The organism is Microbacterium sp. WCS2018Hpa-23 (assembly GCF_031843845.1).
In the GTDB taxonomy this organism is placed as follows: Bacteria; Actinomycetota; Actinomycetes; order Actinomycetales; family Microbacteriaceae; genus Microbacterium.
In genome coordinates, this window is sequence record NZ_JAVTIZ010000001.1 from 507,053 (window position 1) to 533,207 (window position 26,155).

Below are 26,155 nucleotides of genomic sequence, written 5' to 3' on the forward strand. Positions count from 1 at the left end.
CCAGGTCGCCGTGGCTGTCAGGCGCGGATGACGGCTGCCATCGCGCTCACCTCGATCAGAGCCCCCGGCACACCGAGCCCTGCGACCAGTGCGGCGGTGACCAGGGGAGGAGCGCCGTCTCGCGCGAGCGTCGAGGCGACGGCACCGTAGGCGGCGCGGAGGTCGGCATCCTGATGGATGAGGATGGTCCAGCTGACGACGTCATCGAGGTCGGCGCCCGCGGACTCCAGGGCGGTGCGAGCGTTCTGGACGGCCCGGAGCGACTGCTCGGCGGCATCGGCCGAGACGAGCGCTCCGGTCTCGTCGACGCCGTTCTGACCGCCGACGAGGATCGTCGTCGCCCCTGGGGGGATGACGGCGACGTGGCGGAAGGCAGGACTCACGACGAGTCCTGCCGGCTGTGCGAGTGTGATCTCCATGCGCCGATTCTGCACCCGGGTGCGGACATCCGCGAGGGACTCGGCGAGCACTGAGCGGGGCGGGCGAGGAGCCCGCCCCGCGTCGTTCAGAACTTCAGCAGGACCTTGCCGACACGGCCCGCCGTGTTGCTCGCACGCACGGCGTCTGCCGCGTCAGCCGCATCGAAGACGCCGGCCACAGGAAGCGTGAGAGTGCCTTCCGTGACGCGCTGGATCAGCTCGCCGAACAAAGCTCCGCGCGTGGCGGCATCCATGGTCTGGATGACCTTGCTGCCCCAGAAGCCTTTGACCGTGGCCTGCTTGAAGATGACGTCGCCGGAGGCGATCTCCATGGTGGGGGAGTTCATCGCACCGAAGGCGACGAGCGTTCCGCCCTCGCCGAGGAGCGACAGCACGTCGCCAGCGGACGATCCGCCGACCGAGTCGACACCGAACGCGATGTGGGCTCCGCCGGTCAGCGTCGCGACCTGCTCGCGCCAGTCGTCCTGATCGGTCGAGACGATGTTCTCGATGCCTTGCTCGCGGAGCTCGTCGACGCCGGCCGCACGGCGCACGAGGCCGATCACGTTCACGCCGCGTGCGGCGCCCAGCTGCGCGAGCATGCGGCCCACGGCGCCGTTCGCCGCGTTCTGGACGATCCAGTCGCCCTTCTCGGCGCGCAGGAACTGCAGCAGGCTGATCGTGCTGAACGGCATCGAGACCAGCTGCGCGGCGGCCTCGTCGCTGAGCGACTCGGGGACGGGGATGAGCCCAGCGGCATTCGCGACGACGTACTCTGCCCAGGCGCCGAACGTCCCGCCCGTGGCGACCCGCTGGCCGACGGTCAGGTTCTCGACGCCCTCGCCCAGCGCATCCACGACGCCGAGGGCTTCAGTGCCGGATGCCGCGGGCAGCTCGGGCTTGAAGCCGTAGGTGCCGCGGATCGTCCAGAGGTCGTGGTTGTGGATCGGCGAGAGCACGATCCGCAGCCGCACCTGGCCGGGGCCGGGCTCGGGCGTGGGGCGGTCGGTGACGGTCAGGACCTGCTCGGGATCGCCGAAGGTGTCGTGGGTGAGGGCGCGCATGATGTTCTCCTTGTGGGATCGGTCGTGGTGGATGGTGTCGAGCGGATCAGTCGTCGGTGACGGTGATCGCGACGTCGATGTTGCCCCGCGTGGCGTTCGAGTAGGGGCAGACCTGGTGGGCGGCGTCGGCGAGAGCCTGAGCCTGGTCGTGCGGGAGGTCGGGGATGACGACCTCGAGCTGCACGGCGAGGCCGAATCCGCCCTCGCCGTTCGAGCCGATCTGCACGCGAGCGCCGACGGAGGAATCGGTGATCTTCACCTTCTGGGCGCGGGCGACGGTCTGCAGCGCGGAGTGGAAGCACGCGGCGTAGCCGGCGGCGAACAGCTGCTCGGGGTTCGCGCCGTCTCCGCTGCCGCCCATCTCCTTCGGGATTGCGAGGTCGAGGTCGAGGCGGCCTTCGCTGGTCGCGACGCGGCCGTTTCGTCCTGCTCCGGTGGCGAGTGCTTCGGCGGTGTAGAGAGCGTCCATCGTGTGGATTCCTTCCGGGGTTGGGGTCAGTCGGCGCGCGGTGTGCGTGCAGAGAGTGCCGGCACGGCTGCGGAACTCTGCAGTCGTGCGGTGAGTTCGTGAAGCTCGGCGATCAGGCGGCGACGCTGGTCGTCGTCCTGCATGCCGGCGAGGGCGGCGATCGCGGTGTGGACCGGGGCGACCTCCGAGCGCAGCGCCCTGCCGGCTTCGGTCAGCCCCACCATGACGACACGTTCGTCGGCAGAGCTTCGGGCGCGGGCGACGTAGCCCGCCTGCTCGAGGCGGCGGACGAGAGGGGAGAGGGTGCCCGAGTCGAGCTGCATCGCCTCGCCGAGTGAGCCGACCGTCTGCTCGCCCTCCATCCAGAGGATCGCGAGCACCAGGTACTGGGGATAGGTCAATCCCCACGGTGCCAGGAGCGAGCGGTAGGCCTGCGTCGTCGCGCGTGCGGCGGAATACAGGGAGAAACACACCATCTCATCGGTCACGGCCATCCATCAAGTATTGCACGCGATTAGATTGTGCACAATCTAATCGCGTGCAAGACAGCGTGAAGACAGCGCGCGAAGACGATCGCCCGATCACCCCTGTCGGGTGAGTGACCGCTCACGTGCTCCCGGTTCCACATCGACAATGGGCGCATGGCCGAGCACGCGCACGATCGCCCCCGAGTCGATCGAATCCTGGACATCCTCACGGTCGTCCTGCTCTCGATCACCGCGGTGATCACCGCCTGGTGCGGCTTCGAGGCGTCGAAGTGGGGCGGCGAGATGTCGATCGCCTTCAGTCAGGCGTCGAGCGCGCGAGTGCAAGCGGCGTCGGCGGAGTCGACGGCGCAGGCCGCGCGTCAGTACGACCTCACGATCTACACCGAATGGGTGCTCGCGGAGGTCGACGGCAGGCAGGAGCTGGTGCAGTTCATCGAGGATCGGTTCACGCCCGAGTTCGCGCTCGCCTTCGACGCCTGGAACGCGGAGGACCGCGCATCCCAGGGCCCCTTCGCGATGGAGGAGTACGTGCCACCGGGGTCGATGGAGGCGGAGGAGCTCAATGCCCGAGCCGACGCCAAGTTCGACGAGGCTCTCGCCAACAACCAGCGGGGCGACGACTACTCGCTGCTGACGGTGCTGTTCGCCCTTGTGCTCTTCTTCGCCGCACTGTCGCAGCACCAGAGCGCGGCCTGGCGCCGCAGGACCTTCCTCGCTCTGAGCGGGGCCATCGCCATGGTCGGCTTCGTGATCCTGCTGACGTTCCCCATCAAGATCTGAACCCGAGTCGGCGGACGGTCCAGCGCGGCAGTCCTCGGGCGGTCGAGGACATGTCGTCGGTCATGACGGTCGCCGCCCGAACCCGTGCTGATTCCAGGGGATGCGTCGCACCGCTCGGCGGGTGTTCTCGCGTCGAGACCGGCGTGCGATCTCGTGCGAAGCAGGGGTGGCGCCGTGGTCGCCGGACACCCAACGCAGCCACAGGGTGTCGTCGTCGCTGCCGCCGAGCAGTACGGCGCGAGCGAGCAGTGTCAGGGGGACCGCCAGCAGGGCGCCGACCGGTCCGACGATCACGGTCCAGAACACGACCGCGAAGAAGCTCAGAGTCAGACTCAGCCCGACCGCATCGCTCACGAACTTGGGCTGGACGAACACCTGCAGCACGACGTTCACGAGGCAGTAGACGGCCACGACCCCGAGCAGCAGAGGCCACCCGCCGACGGCGAGAGCGAGGATCGCGGGGGGTACGAGTCCGATGACGAACCCGATGTTCGGGATGAAGTTCGTCACGAAGGCCAGCACCGCCCAGAGGATGGGGGCGGGGACCCCGAGCCACCACAGCGCCAGGCCGTCGACCGTGGCGACGACAGCGCCGAAGACGGTGTTGACCACGTAGTAGCGACGGATGTCGGAGTTCAGGCGAGCGATCCGCTCGATCGTCTCGACCCTTCGGGCACCGAACGCGATCGAGGCGCGCTGGTACCGCCCGGCATCCACCGCCATCACGACCACGTAGGCGCAGACGAGGAAGAGCGCGACGGCAATGCCGATCGCTGCCGAACTCACGCCCGCGACAAGGCGGAGCAGCCCTGACACGGCAGTGCCTGACGTGTCAGCGGCCGGTGAGCCGAAGGCCGCGGAGACCCAGTCGTCGAGCTGCGCGGCGGCATGCGGCAGATCGCCGCCGGGGGAGAGGTCTCTGAGAAGCCGGGTGAACTGCACGCCGGCGAGCCAGACCAACACGCCCATCGAGAGCAGCACGGAGTACGCGAGCACGATGATGGCCGCGACGCCGACGCTCCGTGGCCAGCCTCGTCGGACGAGCGCGTTGCTCGCCGGACTGCAGATCACGACGATGACCAGCGCGACGGCGAGCGGTGCGATCACATCCCGAAGCAGGAACACGCCGACCAGCGTGATCGCGGCACAGGCCAGCACCACGAGCAGTCTCGCGCCGGTGGCGCGAGTTCGCCCGTGAGGCCGTGATCGCGACTCTGTCGACTCTTCCATCGCGGTCTCGATCCTCTCTCCCCGGATGCGCCGTGCACGTCGCGCGCGGCATCATCCTGGCATTGAGCGGACACGGCGAGAGCGGCCTCGTCACCCTTTTCGGGCGATCCGAGGGCCTGTCGGGCGATCCGAGGCGCGTCCCCTGGCAACGACAGCGCCGCGTCACGATTGCTAGCTAAGCTAGTAGTCATGGAACGATACTTTCGGCTGCGGTGGGTGGGCCTGGTCTTCATCAGCATCGCGGTCTCGCTGATCATCGTCGACTCGACGATCGTCAACGTGGCGATCCCCGCGATCGTCGACGACCTGGGCATCACGTCGACCGAGGTCCAGTGGGTGCAGGAGGCCTACACGCTGGTCTTCGCCGCACTGCTTCTCGTGTTCGGCAGCCTCGCCGATCGATTCGGCCGACGCCGGGTGATGCTCATCGGAGTGGCGGTCTTCGCGGCGTCGTCGGTGCTCGCGGCACTCGCCCCCGACGGAGGGATGCTGATCCTCGCCCGCCTCGCCCAGGGCGTCGGCGGAGCGATGATCCTGCCCACGACCCTGTCGATCATCAACGCCACGTTCCGTGGTCGTGAACGCGGCATCGCCTTCGCGGTGTGGGGCTCGACGATCGGTGGCATGGCGGCCGTCGGTCCGTTGCTCGGCGGGTGGCTGACGACCGCGTTCTCGTGGCGCTGGGCCTTCGGCATCAACATCCCGCTCGGGATCATCATCGTCGTCGGGGTGCTCCTGACCGCGGCCGAGACGCGCAGCGATCGCGCCTCCCGCATCGACGTCGTCGGGGCGATCCTGTCGGTCGTCACGATGGCCAGCCTCGTGTTCGGGCTGATCGAGGGGCGAACCTACGGGTGGTGGCTCGTGGATCAGCGCCCGCAGATCGGCGAGTGGACGTGGCCGCTGGATCTGTCTCCGATCCCGTTGGCCTTCGCACTCGCACTCGTCTCGCTGATCGCCTTCATCGCCTGGGGTGTGCATCGTGAACGCAGGGGGAAGTCGACTCTGCTGGCGCTCACGCTGTTCTCCATCCCCTCGTTCCGCAACGGCAACATCGCAGCGACCGTGGTCTCGCTCGGTGAGTTCGGCATCATCCTCGCTCTGCCGCTCTGGCTGCAGTTCGTGCTGGGCTTCGATGCGCTGCAGACGGGCCTGCTGCTGCTGGCGCTGGCCGGCGGGTCGTTCGTCGCAAGTGGCGCAGCCGGTGCGGCGAGCGGCAAGGTCGCACCGGTGTGGGTCGTGCGCGCGGGGCTCATCGCCGAGATCATCGGCGTCGCGGGCGTCGGGTTCGTCATCGCTCCCGATGCCTCGTGGGTGCCGCTCATCCCGTTCCTGTTCGTCTACGGACTCGGCGTGGGGCTCGCGACCGCTCAGCTGACGGGCGTCGTGCTCGCCGACGTTCCGGTCGCCGACAGCGGTGCGGCATCCGGAACCCAGTCGACGTCCCGGCAGCTCGGTGCGGCACTCGGAGTCGCCGTGCTCGGCACCGTGCTCTTCACGAGCACGGCGGGGATCCTCGCCTCCTCGCTCGATGACCGAGGGCTCTCGGCCGATCAGCGCGACCACGTCGTGTCATCGGTCGTCGACAGTGCGGGCGCGGCGATCAGCGGACTCGAGGCGAATCCCGAGACCGCAGCCATCGCGGAGGATGCCAAGGCCGCCTTCTCCGACGGCACGCGCTTCGCCGCGTGGACGGCGGCCGGCTTCCTGACGCTGGGTCTGCTCTCGACGATCTCTCTCGGATCGACGACCCGCTCTCGCTCCGATGAAGACGACGAGACGGCGATCGATGCCGTTCCCGAGGCGTCAGCGGGCGAGTGACGCCAGCTCCCCGCGAGTCCGGCATCCGGTCTTGCGCAGCAGATTCGACACATGGAATTTGACCGTGTTGTCGCTGATCCCGAGCGTCGATGCGATCTCACGGTTCCGTGAGCCACCCACGACGAGGCGAAGGACCTCGCGCTCTCGGGTGGACAGCTCTGAGACATCGCCCAGGGGCTCGGGCGCGGCGGGTGGGTCGAGGGGGAGGCGGATGTCGATCGCGGAGCCCCACCCTTCGGTGGACGACACGGCGAGATCTCCGTTCAAGGCGACGACGCTCTCGGCCGCCGGGCGAAGCGCATCGTCACGCACCGAGAGCTCGCCGCGCCCGTCATCCCTGATACCGATCAGCAGATTCAGGCCGTCGCAGTCCCACTGGATGCGCACCCGACGGGCTGTGCCGTCGTCGACGATCGCGAGGACCGAATTGCGGACGATGGCCCGAGCCGCGTGGGCGACCTCGCTCGGCAGCGCGCGTCCGGTCGTGGGCGGCTCGACGAACTGCAGGTCGAGGTCCCCGAAGCGCTCAAGGGGGCGCAGGTCCGACTGAAGCCGCGCGAAGGCGCCGACCACCGGTTCCAGCACCGCGTCCCGGTGCTGATCGCTCGCGACGCGCAGCTTCACCAGCGCATTGGCGGCGGCCTCGATCGCGAGGTTCCGAGCCGCCCGATCATCGAGTCGATCGGAGCGCAGGATCGCGAGCAGTGATTCCAGGGTCACGGCATGTCGATCGCCGAGCTCCGAGAGCGCCCGCGCGCCCTCCTGCTGCGCGCGTCGGAGAGCGGGGGAGTCGATCGTCGGAGTCGCGTCGATGGTAGTCACCTACCCATCATGCCCCACCCATGCTTTCGGGTAGGAGGAACCATGCGATCGGGCGGGGGCGGCGTCGGCGGAGCAGCCGCACGATGGAGGAATGGACGTGATGGAGGTCGGCCTCGGGCATTCCCTGGGGCTCGTGTCGAATGAGATCAGCACCGTGCTCGGGTCGGTGATCCGCACCGACCCGGTCTCACTCGGACGTGTGGCCGACCTGGTGGCCGAGGCGCCCACGATCTTCGTGCTCGGCGCCGGACGCTCCGGTCTCGCGCTGCAGATGACCGCCATGCGGCTGATGCACCTGGGGCTCGATGTCCACGTGGTGGGGGAGACGACGACGCCGGCGATCTCGCGGGGCGATCTCCTTCTCGTCGCGAGCGGTTCGGGAACGACCTCGGGCATCGTGCGTGCGGCGGAGACCGCTGTGGGGGTCGGCGCCGAGGTCGCGACGATCACCACCGACGGGTCCTCGCCGCTCGCCTCGCTCTCGGGGTCGGCGACGATCGTCGTGCCCGCGGCGGGCAAGCTCGATCGCTCTGGTGCGGCCTCGGCCCAGTACGCAGGCAGCCTCTTCGAACAGGCCGTCGTGCTGATCGGCGATGCGCTGTTCCACGCTCTCTGGGCACGGAGCGGCCAGGACGCCGACGACCTCTGGCCTCGTCACTCGAACCTCGAATGACCGCGACGACCGGGTCACTGCCGTGACCGGTCCACCGCAGCCACTAGTGCATGACCGCAGTAATGAAAGGAACATGATGAAGCTGCAATTCGCCATGGACACGCTCACCACGGAGGCCGCGCTCGCGCTCGCCGAGGCGGCTGCTCCGCACGTCGACATCCTCGAGCTCGGCACCCCGCTGATCAAGAGCGCGGGCCTCAGCGCAGTGACCGCGATCAAGCAGGCCCACCCCGACAAGATCGTCTTCGCCGACCTCAAGACCATGGATGCCGGCGAGCTCGAGGCCGACATCGCCTTCACCGCCGGTGCGGACCTCGTGACCGTTCTCGGCACCGCGGGCGACAGCACCATCGCGGGAGCCGTCAAGGCAGCGAAGAAGCACGGCAAGGGGATCGTCGTCGACCTCATCGGAGTGAAGGACAAGCCCGCGCGGGCGAAGGAGGTCGTCGAGCTGGGCGCCGAGTTCGTCGAGATGCACGCCGGCCTCGACGAGCAGGCCGAGGAGGGCTTCACCTTCGACACGCTGCTGCGTGACGGAGAGGCCTCGGGAGTGCCGTTCTCGGTCGCCGGCGGGGTGAACGCCGCGAGCATCGGCTCGGTGCAGAAGTCGGGAGCGCAGATCGCCGTCGCCGGAAGCGCGATCTACAGCGCCCCAGATGTCGGTGCCGCCGCAGCCGAGCTCCGCGCAGCCATCGTCTGACGCCGCTCGAACTCCGACAGAGAAGGAACCCGCCCGGATGGGCGGGTTCCTTCTCTGCGATGCGAGTCACATCTGCGGAGCGAAGACCGTCTCCCAGTCGTCCTTCACGCTGACTCGGGTGAAGCCGGAGGAGCCGACCTGAGCCAGTGCGTCCTCGGCGCCCTTGTCGTAGGGGGCGTCGCCGCGTCCGGTGTCGTCGTCGTGATGCACGAGCAGGCTGAGCGAGCGTGGGTGCTTCTGCACGAATCGCAGCATCGGGACATCCCCGTTGGAGTTGCCGGCGGCGAACAGGGGGCGACGGCCGATCCTCGTCCAGATGCGGATCGGCTTCTGCGGTCCGTCGTCGAAGAAGTCGAAGTTCTCGCCGTAACGCACGTCGTTGCTCTCGCTGTCGTAGCGGAGCCCGACGGCGGAGCCGATCACCCGCTCGGGTGGGATGCCGTAGGTGTCGACCGTCATGGGGCGCATGAAGTCCCGGTCACCGCCCGAGACGATGTAGCAGGTGAAGCCGTGCGTCTCGAGGTATCGGAGCAGCTCCACCATGGGCTGATACGAGACCGTCGTGTAGGCGCGGGCGAGGGTCAGATGTCTCGCATCGCGGTAGAAAGCGGCGACGGCTGCCTGATAGTCGTCGACGCTCAGACCGATCGTGGTCCTCACGAGCGCTCCGATCAGGGTGTGCAGATCCGAGTCGTCCCCGGCGTAGTGCTTGTCGATCGCGCCGCCCAACCAGGCATAGTCCCCGTCGACAGCGGCCTTGTAGGGCTGCTGCGCAGCGAGAGCCGGGTCTTCGCGACCGGCCGCGGCCCACTGCTCCACGATGTAGTGCAGCTGGGTCGGCATGGGCTTCTCTGTCCAGAGGGTGCCGTCGTTGTCGAAGACGGCGATCCTCTGTTCCGGGGGCACGGCGTCCGGTCCGGTGGTGACCGCCTCGACGAACTCGACGATCGCATCTCGACTGGCGCTCTCACGCCATGAAGCCAGGTGTGTACTCATCTCACGTCTCCTTGCCATCTTCCGCGGTCAGGTGTTCTGCCGCGACATCCCCGCGGATCTCCTCATGTCTGACCGTCGTCTCCGTCACCGTCTCGAGAGTCGATCGTGCCCGTCAGTCGGCACGCGCGGTAGTCGGTGCTCATCTCCCGCGGGTGAGGCGCCGTGGTTCAGATCTGCTCGGCGACCACGAGTGGACTCTCGCCGCGACCGGCGACGACGACGGCGGGGATGCCGGCGGCCTCCAGCGCCGCAGAGACTCGACGTACTCCGTCTGAGACCACCACCGCACCGCGCAGAGGATGGTGCCACAGCTGCAGAGAGAGGATCCATCGGGTGGGTGAGACCGATTCGGTCAACACCTGAAAGTGCTCGCCGGGGCGGGGGCCGTCGATCTCGCGTGCGGCGCCCAGGATGACGGTGATCACGCCGTCCAGGTCACGATCGTCGGAGCGAGCCGCACGGATCTCGAGCGAGCTCCGGCGGGCCCCGTAGCGTGATTCGTTGAGCAGCACGCCCGTGAGCAGCAGAGCATTCGGAACGTGCGCCGTCCTGCCGTCGGCCGTCGTGATGATGACGGTTCGTCCGGTGAGCTCTTTGACGATCCCGCGGACGGCACCGTCCGGACCTTCGACGCAGATCTGTTCGCCGATCTTCACCGACTGTCTCGACTGGATCAGCACTCCCGCGGCGAAGTTGTCGGCGACACCTCGCAGCACGAGTATCAGCACGACGACGGCGATCGCCGTCATCGCGAGCAGCGGCTGGACGTTCGCCCCGAGGAACGCGAGCCCGATGCCGATTCCCACGAGCAGCAGGGTGTACTGCGTGACGCGCGCGGCGAGCTGTGCGACCGAGTCCGAGATGCCGGGCGTGCGCGCCGCGAGCTTGAGCACGGCCCCGCGGGCGAAGTGGGACGTGACCCAGCCGACGACGACCGACAGGATCGCGAACACGACCTGCCAGGTGGTGAGCCCGGAGGGGAACAGGTCGTCGAGGTTCACGACAGCATCCTTCCTGCCGGTGGCACGCTCGATCTCGCTCTCATGTCTTCCAGACTGCTCGGTGTCCCGCGGTCGCATGCGCGCGGATCACCCCTGGTGGGTGAGCACTCGGCTCCGCAGCATGGTGAGCCTCGCCCTGATCGGATGAACCGCAGTCGCAAGGTGGCGTCACACGTTCGACACTGTGTGGATGATGACGAATCCCGCACCTCAGGACCTCCTCGATGTCGCGCGATCGAGCACCGAGCCGAGAGAGCGAGCGCGGGAGGCGATCGGGCTGCAGATCTCGATCGTCGCGTTCATCGTCACCGGCCTCGTCGCGGTGCCTGTCTTCGGGCTGCGGTCGGCGCCGATCGCCGGGAGCGGGTCGGTCGGACAGTTCGCGGCGATGGCGTCGGCCGCGACAGCGATCGTCGTCTTCATACTGGGGTACGTCGTCGCCTCCGACCGCACCGCACCGAGACAGGCGCGGGTGCTCGTGATCCTCGACCTCGCGGCCGTCGCATTCGCGCACGCCGTGATCGCCCTGCTCGGCTGGACGTTGGTCGCCACGATCATGGAGCAGGGGTTCGAGGGCGCGGTGGTGTTCCCGATCCCCGTGCTGCTGCTGTCGGCCGCCACTGCAGGTGTCACGGCCTACGTCGTGTACTTCTCCGCGACCCACATGGACCTTCAGCTGCTCGCGCTCGTGCTGGCCGTCTTCTTGGTGTTCGGAGTGGTCACGAGCATGCTCACCGCTAGCGACCCGCTGTGGTGGAAGGACAACCTGAGTGCCCTCGGAATGACGAACGATCTCTCGGCGCGAACCTTCAATCTCACGTTGATCGTGGCGGGCATCCTCGTGACCACGCTCGCGCGCACCGCGACGCGGGGGATTCCGACCCCGAACCCCCGCGGCGTGACGGGAGTGCGGACGAGCCTCGTCGTCGTCGGGATCTTCCTCGGCCTCGTCGGGGTGTTCCCGGTCGATGAGTTCTTCGCCCTGCACACGGGCGTCGCTTCGGGCATGGTCGTAGCCTTCGGCATCCTCGTGTTCATGCTGCGGTGGTGGATTCCCGGAGTGTCGCGCACATTCCTCATGCTCGGTTTCGTGTTCATCCTCGTGATCGTGGCGCTGGCGGTGCTGTTCGCCGTCGGCTACTACACACTCACGGCCGTGGAACTCGTGGCGGGAGTGCTGGTGTTCACCTGGATCATCCTGTTCATCCGCACCGCGGATGCTCTCACGCGCGACGCCGCGGCGACGGACAGAGTGGCGCCTTCCGCTCCCTCGGGCGCAGCGATGGATGCACGCGCATGAGTCCTTGTACGCAGCCCGATATATCAGTACGTTGAACGCATGGTCAGCCTCCCCCGCCTGACGAAACCCGGGCCAGAAGTACGGTTCAGAGCTCCCTCGCGGCCACCTGGCATCATCTCCCGGGAGCGGGTCACGACAGCGATCAGCGCCGCGGTGGAGAGCAGCCCGCTCACGGTGATCAGCGCGCCGAGCGGCTTCGGCAAGACGATGGCTGCCGCAGAGTGGGCGAAGTCCGAGGACGAGGTCGCGTGGCTCGCATTGAATTCCTACGACTCCGATCCGAGCAGGCTCGCGCAGGGCGTCGTGGATGCGCTCAATGTCGCCTCCGAACGAGCCGGGGGTCCGCTGCTGTTCCCTCGCGATCTGGAGGATCCGGGCCGCGCCTATCAGGAGATCTGCCGCGTGTTCGCCGACGTCGACAGTACGATCCATCTGGTCGTCGACGACGCGCATCGCGCGGGGGAGCACTGGCGGAGCGGGTTGCTGGGGCTCCTCGCGGAGCAGGCGCCCGATCGGCTGAGGGTCGTCCTCGTCGGAACGACTCTCCTCGAGGTGACGTCGTCCAGACAACGACTGATGGACCCGGGATCGTTCGTTGGCTCCGACATCCTGAGCTTCACCGGATCCGAGGTCAGGACCCTTCATTCGAGGGAGCCTGTCGATCTCGCCCCCGAGTCGATCCTCGAGGAGACGCGGGGGTGGCCCATCGCCGTGCGCCTGATGCTGATCGGCGGAACCCGTCCCGACTCGGAGGCGACGATCGCCTCGGCCTTCCTGGGGGACTACGTGCGAGAGCACGTGCTCGAGGCGCTGCCGTCGGACATCTCGCGTTTCGTCCTCGATGCCAGTGTCTGCGGCGAACTCACCGGCGACCTCGCCGCGGCCGTGACCCAGGACCCTCGTGCAGCTGAACTGCTCGAGACCTGTGTGCGGCTCGGGCTGTTCCTGGACAAGTTCGAAGGCCCGCATTGTCCGGTGTATCGGTGGCATGCGGCATTCGCGAAGCAATGCGCCGAGATACTGCAGGCCGACCCCGCTCGCGCTGCGGCCTGTCATCGCCGGGCCGCAGCGCATCTCGATGACACAGATCCCATCTCCGCGATCACTCACTCGCTCAGAGCGGAGGACACCGAGCACGCGCGTCAGACGCTTCTCGACCATTGGGTGGGACTCGTCGTCGGGTCGGCGGCAGCCGAGGTCGAGCGCACCGCGATCGAGATGCTGCGCCACGCACCCGACGATGCTGAAGTGCTCCTCATCCGCGCCTGCGCGAGCGACGTGCTCGGCGACCGACACATCGCACGAGAGCTCTTCCACCGGGCGGTCGGCCTGATCGAGGCATCCGCTCACACCCGGCGCCCCGCCGTTCTGCAGCTGGCGCACCTGTTCATCGCCGACGATCGCGACCAGCTCGCCCAGGCGAGCGCCGATGTGCGCGAGATGCTCTTGAGCGCGGATGCGACGGCGCTCAGCGATCGTGCCGCGATCAACTACCTGATGGGCTGGACCGAGATCCGTCACCGCACCGAACCGTCCCTGCCTGTCGAGTACTTCGCGGCGGCGGCCAGGGAGGCGCAGAACTCGGGAGACGACGAGCTCGCCAAGCGCTCTCTGGGCCATCTGGCCTTCGGGCAGACCTGGGCTGGACAGCTCACCGCCGCGCGCGCGTCGCTCGCTGCCGTCGATCGGGCAGACGGGGTGCGCCTGTCCTGGAGCACGTACGCCGGCGGGAGCGCGGCGGCAGCTGCCGGGTACGTCTCCTACTGGTCTGGCGACGTCGACGAAGCGATCGATGACTTCGGCGCCCTGCTCTCGAACGGCGGCGCGGATCGGTCGTTCACGAGCATCGCGCGAATGATGATCGCCTATGCCACCGCGGAGACCGGGGACGCCGCGGCCTGCCGCCGTGCGGCGATCGGAATTCAGGACATCCCGCTCGATATCGTGCACGGGATCGCCTGGCCGGTGTTCCGCGAATCGTCGATCGGGCTTCTGGAAGAGGCCGTCGGTCGCCAGGATCGGGCGCTGCGGATCGCGGGCAAGTATGTGCAGTGCCCCGATCTCCCGGTCGTGTGCGTGGCGCTCGCCGGTGTCTTCCGCCGGGCGGGGGAGTACACCACCGCTCTCGAGATGCTCCGAAGTCTCCGCACGTTCTCGGAGGTCTCGTACGTGAAGGTGTCGACCTTGATCACCGCAGCAGTCCTGCGGCGTCACGCGGGCTATCACGACGGGGCACACGAGCTCTGCGAGGCTGCGCTCGCCGTAGCGTCGGCAGAGGGCATCCGGCTGCCGTTCGGTCCGCGCGAATCCGCAGTGCGCAAGCTGCTCCACGAGCACGTGCACTTCGGCAGCCAGTTCGAGGACTTCATTGCTCGCTGTCTCGTCGTCGAGGTGTCCGGTTCGCGTGTCGGCGCCCTGTCGGATCGGGAGCGGGATGTCTACCAGCAGCTCCAGACCGCGCGCACCCTTCCGGAGATCGCAGCGGTCCTGAACCTGTCCATCAACACGGTGAAGACGCATCAGCGGTCGATCTACCGCAAGCTGGGCGTCTCTTCGCGTCGCGAGGCGGTGCAGACCACGGTCTGAGACGCAGCCTCAGCGGAGGTCGCGCGTGGATCCGAGCACCGCGTTCGCCACCGCGGCAGGGATGAACTGCGTCGCGAGGATGGTGTCGCCGTTGAACGTCAGCTCGGCGGAGAACTGCTCGGCCCAGGTCGGCTCGACCAGGATGAGCAGGGCAGACGATGCCACAGGGAGCACAGCGGCGAAATGTCTCACGTCGTCTTCGGCGACCAAGCCCCGAGCATGGAGCTCGAGTCCGGCGAGGGTGAACTCGTCGGAGTCCACCTCGATGAGACCGAACTCGTGCGGCGTCGGGCGCCGGATGAGCAGCACGTCGAGAACGCGCACGGTGCCGGCCTCCACCTGCCTCAGCAGCGCCTCGAGAACACTCGGGCGGAGATGGTCGGAGTCGAGTCTCACGACGAAGAACTCGACGTCGCCGAGAGCTCGCGTCACACCGACCATCTCGCCCATGTCATCAGCTGAGGGCTCGGGCCTTGATGGACGCGAACTCCTCGTTCGTGATGGTCCCTGCGGCGAGGAGCTTCGACGCCTTGTCGATCTCATCACTCGGGCTGTGCGACGCCACGCTGCGGATGTACGAGTCGGCTGCGTGCCGCTGCTCCTGATACGCGGAGGCACCCCGCTCGGCCATCCCCTTGCCGCGGGCGATGAGGTAGACCAGCGCCGTGAGGAACGGCACGAAGATCAGGAAGATGATCCAGATCGCCTTGACCCAGCCGTTGACCGAGTGGTCGCGGAAGAGATCGGCGACGATGTTGAAGAGCACCATGAGGTACGAGATGAACACGAATGCCCAGAAGAACCACCAGATGATGGCCCAGAAGCTGTCCCAGATCGACATCATCGACTCCTTTCGTTGAGGTAATGCGTACCGAGATCCTGACAGCGCCCACCGCCCGCTGTACCGCCACCTCACCCAGAGCGGGCGAGCCTCTCTCGGAGCCCTTCGCGACGCCGCTCTGTGCTGCGGTCACCCCGTTGGGGTGAGCGCACCGATCGCCGTCCTGCGCACCGGTGCGAGCATGAGTCGCACATCGCCCGCACCCGTGGCGACGGCACGGGACGACGGTACGGAGGTGACCAGGTGCAGCGACCGCTGGCAGGACTGACGCGTGCGAACATCGTGCGCGAGCTGCTCGCCGGCGTGACGCTGCTCGCGATCGCCATCCCGCTCAACATCGGCTACGCGCAGATCGCCGGGCTTCCGGCGACCGCAGGCCTCTACGCGCTCGTCGTCCCCACCGTCATCTACGCGCTCGTAGTGTCGTCGCGCCAGCTGGTCGCTTCGCCGGATGCCGCGGCCGCCGCGCTCGTCGCATCGTCGATCGGCGGGCTCGCGGTCGCAGGATCAGCGGACTACGCCGTGCTCGCGCTCGCTCAGGCGATCATCTGCGGCGTGATGTTCATCCTGCTCGCGGTCTTCAAACTCGGCTTCCTCGCGAACTTCCTGTCCAAGCCGATCCTGATCGGTTTCGTCGGGGGACTCGCGCTCGACATCCTGGTGTCGCAGATCGCCAAGATGCTCGGCGTGAAGATCGATTCGGGGGGTGAGTTCGTCGAGAAGGTGGGTGACCTTCTCGGCGGGCTCGGCTCGGCGAACGGCTGGTCGGTGCTGATCGCCGCGGCATCTGTGGCGGTGCTGCTTCTCGGCAAGAGGTTCCTTCGCATGGTGCCGTGGGCGCTGGTCGTGCTGGTCGTGGCGACCGTCGTGGTCGTGATCGCCGGCCTCGGCGACAAGGGCGTCGCGGTGCTCGGGGAGGTGCCCGCCGGTCCGCCGTCGTTCACCTGGCCCGTGATCGACTGGCAGACCTGGCTTCTCCTGATCCCCTCGGCGATAGCGCTGACGCTCGTGACCACCGCTGAAGGGCTTCTCGTGTCGCGGTCGTACGGCGAGAAGCGCCACTACCGCACCTCCCCGAACCGCGACCTGATGGCGTTCGGGGTCGCGAACATCGCGGCGGGGGCGCAAGGGAGCTTCGCCGTCGGATCGTCGACCAGCCGGACGGCGGCGATGGACCAGGCGGGCTCTCGCACCCAGTTGCCTTCTCTCGTCCTGGCCGTCGGGACACTCCTCCTGCTGCTCTTCGGCACCGGGCTTCTCGAGGACATCCCGTCTCCCGCCATCGGCGCCATCGTCGGAGTGGCGATCCTGCCGCTCCTGGGGTTCCGCGAGCTCGTCTCGCTGTGGAGACTCGACAGATTCGAGTTCGCGGTCGGGGCCGTGTGCTTCCTCGTGACGCTCTTCGTCGGATCGATCCCCGGCATCGTCGTCGCCTTCGTGCTCGCGCTGATCAATCTCGCGAAGCGTGCGGCGAATCCCGCCATCGACGTCCTGGCAGACGACGGCGAGCCCGGGGACTCTCTGCTCGAAGAGGGGGCCGCCGGATCGATGACGGCACCGGGGATCGTCGTCGTGCGCATGGCGGCTCCGCTCTTCTTCGCGAACGGCGACGTCTTCGCGCAGGCGATCCGCGCCGCGGTCACCGCACCGGGCGCAGATGTCGTGCATCACGTCGTCATCGACCTCGAAGCGGTGACCGACGCCGACGTCACTGCTGCGGAGTCCTTCGAAGGTCTCGTCGACTGGCTCGACGATCACGGCGTCTCACTCGCATTCAGCCGCCTGCGCTCGAGCGCTCGACCGCGTCTCGAGCGGCTCGGGATACTGACGGGCCAGCAGGTTTTCGACACCAACAGGGCGGCCGTCTCATCACTGCAGGACCAGGCGCGCAGCACATCGTCAACATCGTCCCACCCAGAGAAAGGGCAGCTTCATGAATGACTTCCGTTTCGGACCGGCGGAGTTCTATCTGGTCGGTTTCGAGGGGGACAGGCCGGATCCGGCCACCTTTCGAGCTCTCACCGATCTCATCAGCAGCGGGGTCGTGCGTCTCCTCGACTTCGTCGTCCTCACCAAGTCCGAGCAGGGGGACATCGAGATCCTCGAACTCGACACGGACGGCGGACCCCTGAGCCTCGGCGACATCACCCCGATAGCCTCCGGGATCGCGGGGGAGGAGGACGTCGACGCGTTGGCCGAGCTGGTCCCGCCGGGGCAGTCTGCCGCCATCGTCGTCCTCGAGCTCTCGTTCGCCCGAGAACTCGCGCAGAAGCTGGCGGCCGCCGGCGGTCAGGTGCTGCGCAGCGAGCGCGTTCCGGCACCCGTCGTGAACGCCATGATGGACATCCTCGACCAGGAAGGTGAATGACATGCCATTCAGAAGATTCGGCCGCCCCGGGTTGATCGGACTCGCCGCCAGAACCGCGGTCGTCGCAGGAACCGCGACCGCAGTGCAGGGCGCCGCGATGCGCAACCGTGAGCAGCGCGCGCAGGGCCAGTACGAGCAGGAGCAGTACGCCGCCGCGCAGCAGCAGGCGCAGATCGACGCGGCCGCGCAGAACGCGGCGGCGCAGTATGCCGCCCCTGTCGCGCCGGCCGCACCGGCCGCCGCGTCGACGAGCGCCGACGACATGATCTCGAAGCTTCAGCAGCTGGCCTCGCTGAAGGACTCCGGGGTGTTGTCGGAGGACGAGTTCGCCGCCGCCAAGCAGAAGCTGCTGAGCTAGCCCGCGGGCGAAGGAGACTCTCATGGGCCAGGCCATCGGACAGCTGCTGCCGCTCGCGCTCGGGATCGCGATCAGCCCGCTGCCCATCATCGCGGGCATCCTGATGCTGATGTCGCCGCGCGCCCGCACGACGAGCGTCGGCTTCCTGGTGGGCTGGATCGCGGGGATCGCCATCGTCGCCACCGTCTTCACGCTGCTGTCCTCGGTTCTTCCCGAGGCGTCCGACGACACGTCGAAGCCCGTTCTCGGAGTCGTGCAGATCGTTCTCGGGGTGCTGCTCGTGCTGATGGCTGTGAAGCAGTGGCGCGGGCGTCCGCAGGGTGACGTGATGCCTGAGATGCCGAAGTGGATGCAGCAGATCGACGGGATGTCCTTCGTCGCGACGCTCGGACTCGGGCTCCTGCTCTCGGGCGCGAACCCGAAGAACCTGCTCCTCGGAGCCAGCGCCGGCATGACCCTCGGCGCGCTCGGCCTGTCCGGAGGCGAGGTGACGATCGTGATCGTCTGCTTCACCGTGCTGGCGGCGTCGACCGTGCTGATTCCGGTCGTCGGGTTCCTGCTGGCGTCCGGAGCGCTGCGCGAGCCGCTCGGCCGGCTCCGGGACTGGCTGCAGGCCGAGAACGCCGTCATCATGACGGTGCTGCTGCTGGTACTCGGGGTCACGATCATCGGCAAGGGGATCGCCGCGTTCTCGTGAGCTGCGGTGGCGAGGACGGGAGAAGGGTGCGGACATGGACTGGGTGATGATCGGCGGATTCGCGTTGCTCGCTCTGGCCATCCTGATGGTGGTCGTCGGCATCATGACGGCGATCCTGATGCGCCGTCGGCGGCGTCGATGAACGAGGAGGACGGCACATGACCGAACTGGACGATCTGAGGGCCCGGGTCCGCGCTCTCGAGCAGGAGAACACCACCCTTCGTGCGCCCAGGAGGAGGCCGCGAGGCAGATCCGTCGTCGCGGGCATCGTGCTGGTGCTCGCGGTGCTGATCTCGCCGATCGCGGCGATGGGCACGTGGGCGCGGCTTCAGCTGGTGGATGCCGATCAGTTCGTCGCGACCTTCGCCCCGTTGGCCGAGGACCCCGACGTGCAGGAGTTCGTCGCCGACCAGGTCAGCGCAGCGATCCACGAGCAGGTCGATCTGACGGCGGTGGTCGGCGACGTCTTCGACGGGCTGCGCGAACTCGACCTGCCCCCGCGCGCGGAGTCCGCCCTGACCCTGCTCGAGGTGCCGGCGGCCAGCGGGCTGGTCGGGCTCGTCGACGGTGTCGTGCACGATCTCGTGGCCTCCGACCAGTTCGCGACGATCTGGGCGGAGTCGCTCCGGTTCACGCACGAGAGGGCTGTCGCGATCATGCAGAACAGTCCGGACACCGCGCTGCAGCTCGCCGACGACGGTGTGCTGTCGGTGGACCTCGGAGTCGTGATCGCTCGGGTGAAGGCCGAACTCGCGGAGCGGGGCGTCGGGTTCGCGGATCTCATCCCCGAGATCGACAGATCCATCCCGATCGCGCAGGCCGACGCGCTGGTGCTGGTGAGGACCGTCTACCAGGTGGCGGTGAGCTCAGGATTCTGGCTCCCGTGGATCGTGCTCGGGCTCCTCGTCGTCGGCGTGCTGCTGGCGCGCGACCGGCCGCGCGCGGTGCTCTGGACGAGCCTCGGGTTCGCGCTCGTCTTCCTCCTCTTCTCCGCCGGCCTCGGAATCGGTCGCGGATTCTTCATCGGCGCGGTGAGCCCGTCGATCATGACCGTTGCGGCCGCGGAGTCGATGTTCGATGTGCTCACCTCTCTGCTGAGCTCGACGATCGCCGCGCTCGCGCTCGTCGGGGTCGTGGTCGCCGCCTGGGCATGGATCGCCGGATCGAGCCCGACCGCGCGCAAGCTCCGCGGGGCGGCCGAGAGCGGCTTCGCCTCGATCCGGCGGGCGGGGGAGCGGCGGGGCCTCTCGACCGGACGATTCGGCGCCGGTGTCGACAGATTCCGCGGACCGATCCTCGTCACGGCGATGCTCCTGGCCGTGCTGATCCTGATCGTGAACCGACCCGTCTCGTTCGGCATCATCATCGGGCTCGTCCTCGCGCTCATCGGCCTCGTCCTCGTCGTCGAGCTGGTGCGGCGACCGACAGAGGTCGAAACCGAAACAGCACCTGAACCTGAACCTGGACCTGAACCTGAACCTAAACCTGAACTCGCGACCGCAACCGAGACCGAGCTCGAGATCGACGCAGAGCCGGCACCCGGCGCGCAGACGAGCTGACGGCGGACGCGAGCCTTGACCGCGGCGACCGTGGCGACAGGGGGAGAAGCGCTATGACGCTGCGCACCGGATGGACGCGCTACCGGCGCCGGTTCGGCTCGCGGCGCACGATCGGCGGTGATCTCCGGGCGGGACTCGTCCTCGGCATCGAGAGCGTGCCCGACGGACTCGCGGCGGGGTTGCTCGCGGGTGTGAATCCGCTGTTCGGCCTGAACGCCTACATCGTCGGCACGATCTCCGGCGCGCTCGCGACGGGGTCGGTCTTCATGACCGTCCAGGCGACCGGAGCGATGGCCGTGATCATCGCCGACGTCCCAGAGGTGCACGGTGCCGATGGCGCGGCTGCCATGGCGACCCTGACCATGATGGCGGGAATCACGATGCTCGCGCTGGGCCTCGCCGGACTCGGCAGCCTCGTGCGCTTCATCCCGACTGCAGTGCTCATCGGGTTCGTCAACGCCGTCGCGGTGAACATCGTGCTCAGCCAGCTCGAGAACTTCACGGGGTACGACAGCTCGGAGGACGGCCGACTGTGGCGGGTTGTCGATGTCGCGCTGAACCTCGGTCAGGTGAGCTGGGCATCCATCCTGGTCGGCTCGGTCACGATCGCCACGATTCTCCTGCTCGAGCGCACCCGACTCGGAGCACTGTCGATGGTGGTCGCGATCGTGCTCGGCTCTGCACTTGCGCTGGCCTTCCCCGCCGGGGTCGGCACGATCTCGGACGTCGCCGAGGTGCAACGGAGTCTGCCCGGCATCTCATTGCCTGACCCGTCGCTGTTCTTCGCGATGCTCGTTCCCGCGCTCTCGCTGGCGCTGGTGGGGCTGGTGCAGGGGGCCGCGATCTCCGGCTCGATGCCGAACCCCGACGGTGCGTACCCGAATGCCTCGGCCGATTTCCGCGGCCAGGGCGTCGCGAACATCGCCACAGGGATGCTGCAAGGGCTGCCCGTGGGAGGGTCCATGTCTGCGACGGCGCTCTCGCGGGCTGCCGGGGCCCGAAGCGCGGCGGCGAACCTCATCGCGGGGATCGTCATGGTGTTGACCGTGCTGCTGTTCGCGCCGCTGATCGGCTACATCGCGATGCCGGCGTTGGCGGGGCTCCTGATCCTCGTCGGGGTGCGGACGGTGAAGCCGCACCAGATCGCGATGGTCCTGAAGACCGGCCCGGTGCAGATCACGGTCTTCCTCGTGACATTCGGGCTCACGCTGGCGATTCCGTTGCAGTACGCGGTGCTCGCTGGAGTCGGACTGGCAATCGTGCTGCACATCGCGCGTCAGTCCAACCGTGTACGGGTCCGACAGTGGGTGTTCGACGACGAGAGCGGGCGCCCGACCGAGACCGATCCTCCTTCTGTGATCGTCCCCGGTGCGACGATCGTGCTGACGCCCTACGGGAGTCTGTTCTTCGCCTCCGCCCCGTCTTTCCGCCAGCAGCTTCCCAGCACCGGCGATGCCGCGAACGACGCCGTCGTCATCATCCGGTTGCGCGGCACGGATGAGCTGGGCGTCACGTTCCTCACGATGCTCCGCGAGTACGCGCACGAGCTCGCCGCTGCGGGGGCGACACTCATGATCGCCGGGTTAGGTGCGCGTGTGCATGCGCAGCTCGTCTCCACGGGAGTCCAGCACATCATCGGCGAAGAGAACATCTTCATCGAGCGTCCGCGTCTCGGGGATGCGCTCGCTGAGGCGCTCGCCGAGGTCGACCGCCGCAGGCCCGATGTCGGCGGGATATAGAAGGCCCGCGTTCACAGCGGCGCGGCGAGACCTCCCGCCACGTGCGCGTGCACGCGGCCGGCCGCGATCAGCCCCTGATACCAATCGGTCCTCGTCGCGATCACGCTCGCGCGCTCGGGCAGTGCGGCGATGTGCAGAACGATGCCCTGTGCCGCGAGCTCGCGGTCGAGGTCGGCGAGTGTGTCGAGCACGGTGATGGTGACGGTGTCGAGCCTCCGGGCATCCAGGATCACAGCTCGCACCGGTTCGGGACGCGTGAGGGCGAGATCGATGATCGCCCGCTCGTTCGCGAGGGCGTTCGCGGTGTAGAGGCCGCGCAGCGTGCGGATCGCCACTCGGCCGTCGCGCTCTCCGACGATCTCGAGGCGCGGGATGTTCAGTTCGCGGAGCACGAGGATCAGCGTCACTGCGACGCCCGCCGCGACGGCGGCGAGAAGCCCGCCCGTCAGGCCGATCACCGCGACGACGAGTGCGATCCAGAAGTCGACGGCGCTGATGCGCGCCCAGCGCACGAGCGTCGGGATGTCGATCAGACCGGCCACCGCCACCAGGACCATCGACGCCAACGTGGCCTGGGGGAGCAGCGACACCACGGGGCCGAGGAACAGCGCGACCAGCACGGCAAGGGCGACGGTCACCAGCGTCGCGAGCTGTGTGCGTGCCCCGGCGCTCTGGTTCACGGCGCTCTGCGAGAAGCCGCCGGCAGAGGGGAGCACGCTGAAAAAGGTTCCTGCGAGGTTCGCGGCCCCGGCGGCGAGGAGCTCCTGATCCGCGTCGATCGGCGGCTCGGAGGTGCGACGGATGCCACGGGCCACCGCTGCCGTCTCGAGGAACACCATGATGGCGATGGCGAGGGCGCCGGGGACGAGCGAGCCGAGATCGGTGAGATCCGGCAGCCCGGGCATCGGGAGCCCTGAGGGCACGGGATCGACGAGTGCCACCCCTGCCTCGTCGATGTGCGCGAGCCAGACCAGCAGTATTCCGAGGGCGACGACCACGAGCGTCCCTGGGATCTTCGGCACGAAGCGCTTGCACAGCAGGATGATGACGATCGACGCGGCGGACAGCGCCACCGTCGGCCAATTGACGCTGTCGAACGCTTCGAGAGCGGCGAGGATCGAACGGAAGAATCCCTCGCCCGAGGCGTTGGAGGTCTCGCCGAGGAGTTTCGGGAGCTGCCCGACGGCGACCGTGCCGCCCACGCCGATCTTGATGCCGAGCACCGTCGCCGTGCTGATGTTCTCGACCAGCGATCCGAGCCGCAGAAGCCGGGCGATCACGAGCATGACGCCCACGAGCATCGTCAACGCCATGAGGGCGCCCATCGGATCGTCGGCTCCGCCAGCTGTGGTGCTCGTGACGAGAGTGGTCGCGGTGAGGGTCGCGACGGTCGAGGTCGTCGAGACGCTCATCGCTCGGGATCCGCCGAGGAGCGCGTAGACGAGCATCGGGATGATGCAGGTGTAGAGGCCGACCTGCACCGGGAGGTTCGCGATCGTGGCGTAGGCCATCGCCTGCGGCACTACGACCGCACCCGCGGCGAGGCCGGCGATTATGTCGGAGGACAGCCACTCACGGCGATAGCCGACGAGGGTCGGGAACCACCAGCGCAGTCGAGACCCGGCAGGCGTGTGTGAGGGCGATGTCACCGCATCCGTCATCCTGATCCTCGCCTCCCGGTCGGGTCGCCGTCGCGCTGGAGTGGACGACGCTCTCATGCTGGCACCGCGTCAGCACTGGGGAGGCTGTGGGTCACCCGCCGCGGGCGATACGGCGGGACCGACGACGGGACACGCCCATACGCTGGGCGGCAGGAGGCGGGCTTCCGGGTTCGCCGCGACCCTGAGGAGTGACGATGGCCGACACGCAGCGTTCTGTTCTTCCGATCCCGGATCTGGCCTACACCGGCACGGTCACGTACGATGCGACCGACCCCGACACACGCTTCCCGGCGATCGACCCCGTGCGCCCACCTGAAGGGGCACCGAATGTGCTCGTCGTCCTCATCGACGACACGGGGTTCGGAGCCTCCAGTGCGTTCGGCGGACCGGTGCACACCCCGAACTTCGAACGGGTCGCCGGTGCAGGGCTCAAGTACACCCGGTTCCACACGACCGCACTGTGCTCGCCGACACGTGCGGCGCTGCTCAGCGGACGCAACCACCACACGGTCGGCATGGGTGGTATCACCGAGATCGCCACATCGGCGCCGGGGTACAGCTCGCTGCGCCCCAACAGCTGCGCACCGCTCGCCGAGACCCTGAAGCTGAACGGATACAACACGGCGCAGTTCGGCAAGTGCCACGAAGTCCCGGTATGGCAGGCGAGCGCGATCGGGCCGTTCTCGGGGTGGCCGTCTCCCGGCAACGGATTCGAGTACTTCTACGGCTTCATCGGCGGTGAGACGAACCAGTGGTACCCGGCCCTCTACGAGAACACGACACCGGTCGAGCCGTGGGGCACGCCCGACGACGGATATCACTTCATGGGCGACATGACCGACAAGGCGATCGCGTGGACGCGGCAGCAGAAGTCCCTCGCCCCCGATGTGCCGTTCTTCACCTACTTCGCTCCCGGCGCGACTCACGCGCCTCATCACGTGCCGGAGGAGTGGGCGGACAAGTACAAGGGGCACTTCGATCAGGGCTGGGATGAGATCCGCAAGGAGACATTCGCCCGCCAGCTGGAACTCGGGGTGATCCCGGCGGACGCCGTGCTCACCGAGCGCAGCCCCGGCATCCCGTCGTGGGACGAGATGAGCGAGCTCATCAAGCCGGCGCTGGCGCGTCAGATGGAGGTCTATGCAGGCTTCCTCGAGTACGCCGACCATCATGTGGGGCGGCTCCTCGATGCGTACGAGGAGCTCGGGATCCTCGAAGACACGCTCGTCTACGTGATCATCGGTGACAACGGCGCCAGCGCCGAGGGATCGATGCACGGAACCACGAACGAGGGCTTCACGATCAACCACATGAACGACATCGAGACCGAGCAGTATGTCGCCGATCACATCGACGACATCGGGACCCCGCGGTCGTACAACCACTACGCGGTGGGCTGGGCCCACGCGATGGACACGCCCTATCAGTGGACAAAGCAGGTGGCCAGCCACTGGGGCGGCACGCGCAACGGGACGATCGTCAGCTGGCCCGGTGGGGGAGTCGAGCAGGGCGCGGTCCGTCACCAGTTCAGCCATGTCATCGACGTCGCCCCGACCGTTCTCGAGGCCGCCGGGATCCCCGAGCCGTCGATGGTCAACGGCGTGACCCAGCGCCCGTACGAGGGAACGCCGATGAACTACAGCTTCGCGGCGGAGGATGCGGATGCCGACGAGCGGCACGAGACGCAGTACTTCGAGATGCTGGGCAACCGCGCGATCTATCACAAGGGCTGGACGGCCGTCGCGAAGCACAAGGACCCGTGGGCAGGTTCCTCGCACGGACTCGACGACGACGTGTGGGAGCTCTACGACGTCGAGAAGGACTGGACGCAGTCGCACGACCTCGCGGCCGAAGAGCCCGAGCGGCTCGCCCACCTGCAGCGGCTGTTCCTGATCCAGGCGGCGCGTTTCAACGTGCTGCCGCTCGACATCCGCTCGGCGGAGAGGATGAATCCCGACATCGCCGGTCGTCCGCAGCTCGTCGTGAGCGACTCTCAGAAGTTCTATCCCGGCATGAAGCGGTTGAGCGAGAACACCTCGATCAACATCAAGAACAAGTCCTGGACCGTGACCGCACAGGTCGATCTCCCCGAAGACGGTGCATCCGGGGTGGTGATCGCGCAGGGAGGCGCCTACGGCGGCTGGTCGTTCTACGCGCACGAGGGGTCCCTGGTGTTCGCATACAACCTGCTGGGCATCGACGTGGACATCGTGCGCTCGGCCGAGCCGATCCCCGCGGGCGCCACCGAGTTGCGCGCACATTTCGGCTACGACGGCGGAGGGCTGGCCAAGGGCGGCACGGTGACGCTCTTCGCCGACGGGGTGTCCATCGGAGAGGGTCGCGTGAACAAGACGATCCCGTTCCAGTTCACTTTCGACGAGACGGTCGACGTCGGCGCCGATCTCGCCTCGCCGGTCTCGCCCGACTACGGTGCGACGGGCAATGCGTTCACCGGAGACATCGAGTGGGTGCGCATCGACCTCGGTGACGATGACCACTCGCATCTCATCGACGATGAGCACAAGCTCGCCGTCGCGATGCTCAAGCAGTAGCGGGTCGGCCCCTCGCCCTGCTGATCGTCGA

At 67.9% G+C, this 26,155-nt stretch carries 24 protein-coding genes; 13 read left to right on the top strand and 11 right to left on the bottom strand.

Annotation, left to right across the window (positions count from 1 at the left end; genetic code table 11):
• Positions 1-17: 17 nt before the first annotated feature.
• The 4 genes from RQG77_RS02335 to RQG77_RS02350 form a co-directional block, all read right to left on the bottom strand.
• Positions 18-419, bottom strand: a complete 402-nt coding sequence (locus RQG77_RS02335) for a Rid family hydrolase (RefSeq protein WP_311243261.1) — start codon at positions 417-419, stop codon at positions 18-20.
• Positions 420-505: 86 nt separating this feature from the next.
• On the bottom strand, positions 506-1,483 hold the full coding sequence (locus RQG77_RS02340) for a zinc-binding dehydrogenase (RefSeq protein ID WP_311243262.1): 978 nt from the start codon (positions 1,481-1,483) through the stop codon (positions 506-508).
• A 46-nt stretch (positions 1,484-1,529) separates the two neighbouring features.
• Positions 1,530-1,952 carry an organic hydroperoxide resistance protein gene (locus RQG77_RS02345; RefSeq protein WP_311243263.1) on the bottom strand — a complete coding sequence of 141 codons (423 nt, stop codon included), beginning with the start codon at positions 1,950-1,952 and terminating at the stop codon, positions 1,530-1,532.
• Between the two features lie 26 nt (positions 1,953-1,978).
• Entirely contained in the window at positions 1,979-2,446 is a 468-nt protein-coding gene (locus RQG77_RS02350; protein ID WP_311243264.1) for a MarR family transcriptional regulator, read from the bottom strand.
• A gap of 147 nt (positions 2,447-2,593) precedes the next feature.
• Here RQG77_RS02350 and RQG77_RS02355 point away from each other — a divergent pair, with 147 nt between their 5' ends.
• Positions 2,594-3,220 carry a hypothetical protein gene (locus RQG77_RS02355; protein WP_311243265.1) on the top strand — a complete coding sequence of 209 codons (627 nt, stop codon included), beginning with the start codon at positions 2,594-2,596 and terminating at the stop codon, positions 3,218-3,220.
• A 60-nt stretch (positions 3,221-3,280) separates the two neighbouring features.
• On the opposite strand, the gene RQG77_RS02360 is transcribed toward RQG77_RS02355, so the two are convergent.
• Positions 3,281-4,450: an AI-2E family transporter gene (locus tag RQG77_RS02360; protein ID WP_311243266.1), complete on the bottom strand. Its 1,170-nt coding sequence runs from the start codon at positions 4,448-4,450 to the stop codon at positions 3,281-3,283.
• Positions 4,451-4,639: 189 nt separating this feature from the next.
• Here RQG77_RS02360 and RQG77_RS02365 point away from each other — a divergent pair, with 189 nt between their 5' ends.
• Positions 4,640-6,271, top strand: coding sequence for an MFS transporter (locus RQG77_RS02365; protein ID WP_311243267.1), 1,632 nt, complete (start codon positions 4,640-4,642; stop codon positions 6,269-6,271).
• On the opposite strand, the gene RQG77_RS02370 is transcribed toward RQG77_RS02365, so the two are convergent.
• On the bottom strand, positions 6,257-7,093 hold the full coding sequence (locus RQG77_RS02370; RefSeq protein WP_311243268.1) for a LuxR C-terminal-related transcriptional regulator: 837 nt from the start codon (positions 7,091-7,093) through the stop codon (positions 6,257-6,259). The genes RQG77_RS02365 and RQG77_RS02370 overlap by 15 nt on opposite strands.
• A gap of 91 nt (positions 7,094-7,184) precedes the next feature.
• Between RQG77_RS02370 and hxlB the strand changes: the two genes are divergently transcribed.
• Both hxlB and hxlA read left to right on the top strand, forming a co-directional pair.
• Positions 7,185-7,766 carry a 6-phospho-3-hexuloisomerase gene (hxlB, locus tag RQG77_RS02375; RefSeq protein ID WP_311243269.1) on the top strand — a complete coding sequence of 194 codons (582 nt, stop codon included), beginning with the start codon at positions 7,185-7,187 and terminating at the stop codon, positions 7,764-7,766.
• Between the two features lie 76 nt (positions 7,767-7,842).
• Complete coding sequence (hxlA, locus tag RQG77_RS02380; protein ID WP_311243467.1) at positions 7,843-8,466, top strand: 3-hexulose-6-phosphate synthase; 624 nt, start codon at positions 7,843-7,845, stop codon at positions 8,464-8,466.
• A 66-nt stretch (positions 8,467-8,532) separates the two neighbouring features.
• On the opposite strand, the gene RQG77_RS02385 is transcribed toward hxlA, so the two are convergent.
• The gene (locus tag RQG77_RS02385; protein ID WP_311243270.1) at positions 8,533-9,462 is read right to left on the bottom strand and encodes an HAD family hydrolase; all 930 of its coding nucleotides are present in this window, start codon (positions 9,460-9,462) and stop codon (positions 8,533-8,535) included.
• 167 nt (positions 9,463-9,629) lie between these two features.
• On the bottom strand, positions 9,630-10,463 hold the full coding sequence (locus RQG77_RS02390) for a mechanosensitive ion channel domain-containing protein (RefSeq protein WP_311243271.1): 834 nt from the start codon (positions 10,461-10,463) through the stop codon (positions 9,630-9,632).
• 190 nt (positions 10,464-10,653) lie between these two features.
• On the opposite strand from RQG77_RS02390, the gene RQG77_RS02395 reads away from it, so the two are divergent.
• Together RQG77_RS02395 and RQG77_RS02400 are read left to right on the top strand one after the other, a co-directional pair.
• Positions 10,654-11,763 carry a DUF998 domain-containing protein gene (locus tag RQG77_RS02395; protein WP_311243272.1) on the top strand — a complete coding sequence of 370 codons (1,110 nt, stop codon included), beginning with the start codon at positions 10,654-10,656 and terminating at the stop codon, positions 11,761-11,763.
• Between the two features lie 153 nt (positions 11,764-11,916).
• On the top strand, positions 11,917-14,349 hold the full coding sequence (locus RQG77_RS02400; RefSeq protein WP_311243273.1) for a LuxR C-terminal-related transcriptional regulator: 2,433 nt from the start codon (positions 11,917-11,919) through the stop codon (positions 14,347-14,349).
• Positions 14,350-14,358: 9 nt separating this feature from the next.
• On the opposite strand, the gene RQG77_RS02405 is transcribed toward RQG77_RS02400, so the two are convergent.
• Together RQG77_RS02405 and RQG77_RS02410 are read right to left on the bottom strand one after the other, a co-directional pair.
• Positions 14,359-14,799 carry a DUF6325 family protein gene (locus tag RQG77_RS02405; protein WP_311243274.1) on the bottom strand — a complete coding sequence of 147 codons (441 nt, stop codon included), beginning with the start codon at positions 14,797-14,799 and terminating at the stop codon, positions 14,359-14,361.
• A 4-nt stretch (positions 14,800-14,803) separates the two neighbouring features.
• On the bottom strand, positions 14,804-15,190 hold the full coding sequence (locus RQG77_RS02410; protein WP_056308319.1) for a PLDc N-terminal domain-containing protein: 387 nt from the start codon (positions 15,188-15,190) through the stop codon (positions 14,804-14,806).
• Positions 15,191-15,433: 243 nt separating this feature from the next.
• Here RQG77_RS02410 and RQG77_RS02415 point away from each other — a divergent pair, with 243 nt between their 5' ends.
• From RQG77_RS02415 to RQG77_RS02440, 6 genes are all read left to right on the top strand, one after another.
• Positions 15,434-17,131: a SulP family inorganic anion transporter gene (locus tag RQG77_RS02415; RefSeq protein ID WP_120493382.1), complete on the top strand. Its 1,698-nt coding sequence runs from the start codon at positions 15,434-15,436 to the stop codon at positions 17,129-17,131.
• Positions 17,124-17,558, top strand: a complete 435-nt coding sequence (locus RQG77_RS02420) for a DUF6325 family protein (RefSeq protein WP_120493137.1) — start codon at positions 17,124-17,126, stop codon at positions 17,556-17,558. Before RQG77_RS02415 ends, RQG77_RS02420 begins: the two co-directional genes overlap by 8 nt.
• Position 17,559: 1 nt before the next feature.
• On the top strand, positions 17,560-17,916 hold the full coding sequence (locus tag RQG77_RS02425; RefSeq protein ID WP_311243275.1) for an SHOCT domain-containing protein: 357 nt from the start codon (positions 17,560-17,562) through the stop codon (positions 17,914-17,916).
• A gap of 22 nt (positions 17,917-17,938) precedes the next feature.
• Positions 17,939-18,613, top strand: a complete 675-nt coding sequence (locus tag RQG77_RS02430; protein WP_120493136.1) for a GAP family protein — start codon at positions 17,939-17,941, stop codon at positions 18,611-18,613.
• 158 nt (positions 18,614-18,771) lie between these two features.
• The gene (locus RQG77_RS02435; RefSeq protein ID WP_311243276.1) at positions 18,772-20,172 is read left to right on the top strand and encodes a hypothetical protein; all 1,401 of its coding nucleotides are present in this window, start codon (positions 18,772-18,774) and stop codon (positions 20,170-20,172) included.
• Positions 20,173-20,225: 53 nt separating this feature from the next.
• Complete coding sequence (locus RQG77_RS02440; protein ID WP_311243277.1) at positions 20,226-21,911, top strand: SulP family inorganic anion transporter; 1,686 nt, start codon at positions 20,226-20,228, stop codon at positions 21,909-21,911.
• 11 nt (positions 21,912-21,922) lie between these two features.
• Here the strand turns inward: RQG77_RS02440 and RQG77_RS02445 are convergent, their stop codons facing one another.
• Entirely contained in the window at positions 21,923-23,560 is a 1,638-nt protein-coding gene (locus tag RQG77_RS02445) for a SulP family inorganic anion transporter (RefSeq protein ID WP_311243278.1), read from the bottom strand.
• A gap of 206 nt (positions 23,561-23,766) precedes the next feature.
• Here RQG77_RS02445 and RQG77_RS02450 point away from each other — a divergent pair, with 206 nt between their 5' ends.
• The gene (locus tag RQG77_RS02450; RefSeq protein WP_311243279.1) at positions 23,767-26,124 is read left to right on the top strand and encodes an arylsulfatase; all 2,358 of its coding nucleotides are present in this window, start codon (positions 23,767-23,769) and stop codon (positions 26,122-26,124) included.
• Positions 26,125-26,155 lie beyond the last annotated feature (31 nt).

Coding starts and splice junctions, on each gene's coding strand:
- RQG77_RS02410 (WP_056308319.1), bottom strand. CDS start 15,190: ATGTCGATCTGGGACAGCTTCTGGGCCATCATCTGGTGGTTCTTCTGG.
- RQG77_RS02360 (WP_311243266.1), bottom strand. CDS start 4,450: ATGGAAGAGTCGACAGAGTCGCGATCACGGCCTCACGGGCGAACTCGC.
- RQG77_RS02425 (WP_311243275.1), top strand. CDS start 17,560: ATGCCATTCAGAAGATTCGGCCGCCCCGGGTTGATCGGACTCGCCGCC.
- RQG77_RS02385 (WP_311243270.1), bottom strand. CDS start 9,462: ATGAGTACACACCTGGCTTCATGGCGTGAGAGCGCCAGTCGAGATGCG.
- RQG77_RS02350 (WP_311243264.1), bottom strand. CDS start 2,446: ATGGCCGTGACCGATGAGATGGTGTGTTTCTCCCTGTATTCCGCCGCA.
- RQG77_RS02450 (WP_311243279.1), top strand. CDS start 23,767: ATGGCCGACACGCAGCGTTCTGTTCTTCCGATCCCGGATCTGGCCTAC.
- RQG77_RS02430 (WP_120493136.1), top strand. CDS start 17,939: ATGGGCCAGGCCATCGGACAGCTGCTGCCGCTCGCGCTCGGGATCGCG.
- RQG77_RS02420 (WP_120493137.1), top strand. CDS start 17,124: ATGAATGACTTCCGTTTCGGACCGGCGGAGTTCTATCTGGTCGGTTTC.
- RQG77_RS02440 (WP_311243277.1), top strand. CDS start 20,226: ATGACGCTGCGCACCGGATGGACGCGCTACCGGCGCCGGTTCGGCTCG.
- RQG77_RS02395 (WP_311243272.1), top strand. CDS start 10,654: ATGATGACGAATCCCGCACCTCAGGACCTCCTCGATGTCGCGCGATCG.
- RQG77_RS02365 (WP_311243267.1), top strand. CDS start 4,640: ATGGAACGATACTTTCGGCTGCGGTGGGTGGGCCTGGTCTTCATCAGC.
- RQG77_RS02340 (WP_311243262.1), bottom strand. CDS start 1,483: ATGCGCGCCCTCACCCACGACACCTTCGGCGATCCCGAGCAGGTCCTG.
- hxlB (WP_311243269.1), top strand. CDS start 7,185: ATGGACGTGATGGAGGTCGGCCTCGGGCATTCCCTGGGGCTCGTGTCG.
- hxlA (WP_311243467.1), top strand. CDS start 7,843: ATGAAGCTGCAATTCGCCATGGACACGCTCACCACGGAGGCCGCGCTC.
- RQG77_RS02345 (WP_311243263.1), bottom strand. CDS start 1,952: ATGGACGCTCTCTACACCGCCGAAGCACTCGCCACCGGAGCAGGACGA.
- RQG77_RS02405 (WP_311243274.1), bottom strand. CDS start 14,799: ATGGGCGAGATGGTCGGTGTGACGCGAGCTCTCGGCGACGTCGAGTTC.
- RQG77_RS02435 (WP_311243276.1), top strand. CDS start 18,772: ATGACCGAACTGGACGATCTGAGGGCCCGGGTCCGCGCTCTCGAGCAG.
- RQG77_RS02355 (WP_311243265.1), top strand. CDS start 2,594: ATGGCCGAGCACGCGCACGATCGCCCCCGAGTCGATCGAATCCTGGAC.
- RQG77_RS02335 (WP_311243261.1), bottom strand. CDS start 419: ATGGAGATCACACTCGCACAGCCGGCAGGACTCGTCGTGAGTCCTGCC.